Origin of the sequence: Alistipes sp. CAG:29 (genome assembly GCF_000435435.1) — a bacterium.
Taxonomy (GTDB): domain Bacteria; phylum Bacteroidota; class Bacteroidia; order Bacteroidales; family Rikenellaceae; genus Alistipes; species Alistipes onderdonkii.
Genome location: NZ_FR893497.1, coordinates 1 through 3,517, shown reverse-complemented (window position 1 = coordinate 3,517; position 3,517 = coordinate 1). Strand labels below are relative to the sequence as shown.

Annotated in this window: 2 protein-coding genes and 1 pseudogene; all 3 read right to left on the bottom strand. The window is 63.7% G+C overall.

All coding sequences use genetic code 11. The features are described from left to right. Positions 1 to 240 (bottom strand): annotated as a pseudogene (locus tag QVP03_RS11550) (galactose-1-epimerase); the annotation flags it as partial. Between the two features lie 100 nt (positions 241 to 340). Then, positions 341 to 1,882, bottom strand: a complete 1,542-nt coding sequence (locus QVP03_RS11545) for an alpha-N-arabinofuranosidase (RefSeq protein ID WP_022333570.1) — start codon at positions 1,880 to 1,882, stop codon at positions 341 to 343. Between the two features lie 19 nt (positions 1,883 to 1,901). Continuing rightward, on the bottom strand, positions 1,902 to 3,517 hold a 1,616-nt coding region (locus QVP03_RS11540; protein WP_288210792.1), incomplete at its 5' end, for an alpha-L-arabinofuranosidase C-terminal domain-containing protein.

Genomic DNA, 3,517 nt, shown 5'->3' with positions numbered 1-3,517 from the left:
CTCTCCGGTTTGATCGACGTAAGCGCCGAGATTGTCGTGCCCCAGCACGATGTCCGCGAAATTGCCGTCGCGGTCGGGCACCCACAATTCGACGACGCGGCCGCCGAAATTGGTCACCGTCATCTCCAGCCCGCGGGCATTCCTCAACGTGTAAAGGTCGGTCGCCTTGCCGTCCACCGTGGAGCGGAAGGCGGCACGCGAGACCTGCGAATGCCGCTCGGAGCCGCATCCGGAAAGCATTCCTGCCATAAAAAATACGATTAATAAGTTCTGTTTCATTTTATTCGGTTCGGGAGCCCCCGCCCGGGGCCGACGGCGCCTGCCGCCGGACAGGGTGCTGTCAGTCGGTTACGACGGGGATGCGGATCAGCGTGAACGAGTGCGCCGGGAAGGCATAGGTGAACCGGTCGCCCCGCGCCTGTGCCTCTTTGGTCACGGTTTTCACGGCCTGACGGGTCATCGAGTTCTCGGCCTTGATGTCGGGGCCGTTGACCTCGTATACCGTCGCCTTGCCGCCGAAACGTCCTGTCTGGCAGAGGATGTCGGTCGTGATGGCCTGCTCCCGGTGGCGGTTGGTGACGTTCACGACCACTTCGCCGGCCTCGCTGTCATAGGCCGCCGATACGTCGAGGTAAGGGATCCGCTCCCCGCCCAGCGCATAGGTGTCACAGTCGACGAAGGTGTCGAGCGACGTGCCGTGGCAATGCGTGGCGAAGAGCTGCAACGGGTAGAAGATCGTCTGGTACCACGAACCCTCCTTGGTGGAGAAGATCGGGGCGATGACGTTGACCAGCTGCGCCATGTTGGCCATCTTGACCACATGAGCGTTGCGGACGAAGATGTTGAGGAAAGTCGATACCACCAGCGCATCTTCGAGGTTGTAGACCTCCTCGTTGCCCTCCTCGCCCCTGGCGCGGTACCATACGTTGTACTCGTCGAAGGCGATGTAGATCGGATCCTTGCGTTCGGCCTTGGTCATCGCCTCGGCGATCAGTCCCTCGGTGATGCGGATAGCCTTCTCGGCGAAGCGCGTCGTGGCCATGAACTTGTAATAATCGTTGCTCCGGTTCTCGACGTAGTTGTGCAGGGCGATGTAGTCGGCGTGATTCTTCAGGTACTCCAGCACGGTACGGTTCCAGTCGATCCAGTTGCCGTTGTAGTCGCTCGACCCGGCCACGACGAGTTTGATGTCCCGGTCGATCCACTTCATCAGCTTGGCCGTCTCGAGGGCGAACTTGCCGTAATCCTCGGCGTTCTTGTGCCCCATCTGCCACTGGCCGTCCATCTCGTTGCCCAGGGCCCAGTATTTCACTTTGTGGGGTTTCTCGTAGCCGTTACGACGGCGCAGGTCGGACCAGTAGGTACCTTTCTCGACATTGCAGTACTCGACCCAGTTGCGGGCTTCGTCCATCGTCCCCGTGCCGAGGTTCACGCAGAAATAGGGCTCGGTCGCGGCACGGCGGCACCACTCGACGAACTCATCGGTGCCGAACGCGTTGCTCTCGCGGAAGCCCCATGCCAGGTCGATGCGCGTCGGGCGTCCGGCCTGCGGGCCGATGCCGTCCTCCCAGTGGTAGCCCGAGACGAAGTTGCCGCCCGGCCAGCGCACCAGCGATGTGCGAAGCGCCCGCGTCGCTTCGAGCACGTCCCGGCGGTAGCCCTTCTCGTCCGAAAGGGGCGATCCGGGCTCGTAAAGCCCGCCGTAGATGCAGCGGCCGAGGTGCTCGACGAAGTTGCCGTAGATATTCCGGTCGATTTCGCCCTTTTGGCGTTCGATGTCGACCTTGATTCGGGCATTGCCCGTTTTCCCGCGCGCCCAAAGCCCGCCGGGGATCAGCACGGCGGCCACGAGCGCCGCCAGCATGATTCTTTTCAGATTCATAGTCTTCGGTTTTTCAGGGTTATTCATCCAGCACCACGATCGTATAGGAGTAGGGCGCTATGTCGACAGTCTGCGCAGCCCGGGCCGGCAGTTCCCGCCCGACGGGGGCGATGCGGCGCGGCTCTTCGGGGGTGTTCACCGCGTCGAGGTCGCCCGAGAGCGAAACCATGCGGGCTTGGGAAACCTTCCCCATCCCGTCCACGCGCAGGCCCACACGCAGCGGCTCGGCACCCGTATTGGCGATGTGGAGCACGACGCTCCCCGCCTCGCGGCTGCGGGTTGCCGTCACGTCGAGCACCCCGTCGGCGCCCTCGACCCCGCAGCCAACCGTCAGGGGACGGTGGTGTGCCGCAGCCATCTGCTGCGCATAATAGGGGGGCATCCCCCACACCTGGGACGGGGTGAAGAAAACCTGCCCCTGATCCCAGCCGTTGTCGTTTTGCCGGTAGGGTTGCAGGGCATTGGCCGCGCAGGAGGTCAGCACGAAGTCGCCCATGCGGCGCACGGCGTTCTGAAGCGTGACGTGTCCCAGCACGCGCTGCATGTCGTGGCGGTTGCCGTTCTCCTCGAAGATGACGCATTTCATCGTGGTGGAGGGGTTCCACCTGAGGAACAGCTCGCGCATACGGCGCAGTTCGGCCTCGACCTCCCGGCCGCTGGCGAGCTGGTCGGCCCACGGGTGGTAGTCCCAATAGTCGGCTTTGCCATCCAAGGCACGGAACGTCCGTTCCATGCTCGGCGAATCGGCACGCCACCACGCCGTGGAGATCAGTTTCACCGACGGGTCTTTGCCCTTGATGGCGTCGTGCAGCAGGTTGAAGCGCTCGACATAGTGGTCGTATTCGTCGGCACGGTCGCCGTTGAAGAGCACCTCCTCGTTGCCGATGCCGATATATTTCACGCCGTAAGGCTCGGGGTGGCCGTTCTCGGCACGCCGGCGCCCCCACTCCGACGTCACCGGGCCGTTCAGGTACTCGATCATGTCGGCCATATCCTGGGGCGTCTCTTCGATATTGACCGCAAAGGCCGCCGTGAAGCCCGCCTTCTCGCAGAATTGCAGGAAATCCTCGATGCCGAAGCCGTTGGTCGACCAGCGGTACCAGTGGCCGTGGTAGGGCGGCCGCTTGTCGCGGTCGCCGATCATCTTCTTGAAGCGGTAGCCCGGAATGTTGATCATCGTACCGCCGTAACGCAGGAAGGTCAACCCCTGGTCGACCATCGCCTGCCCGATGTCACCCCGCAGCGGCAGGCCGCGGAAGCGGTCTTCGCCCGTGGACATCAGCGTCACCTGATCGGCCTGCACCCTGCCGGGGCGGTCGAGGTAGAGGGCGAAGCGGGCATCCCCGTCCGCGGCGGCGGCAGTCAGTTCGAACGGAAATTTCTTCCAGGCCGCACCGATGCCCGTGATACGCTGCGAGGCATATTCCTTCGTGCCGTCGGCACTCTGCAACGCCACGACCACATCGCCCGACCCGCGCAGGTAGAGGCGCCCTTCGAACGTCTGCCCCTTGCGCACGGCAATGCCCCAGCGGTTCAGTCCGGCATTGGCGATGCCGACGGTTCCCGTCCCCGAGACGAATTCCACGCTCTGCGAGCAGGCGCCGTTATAGGCGTCGCCCGCCTCGTGGCGGGGGG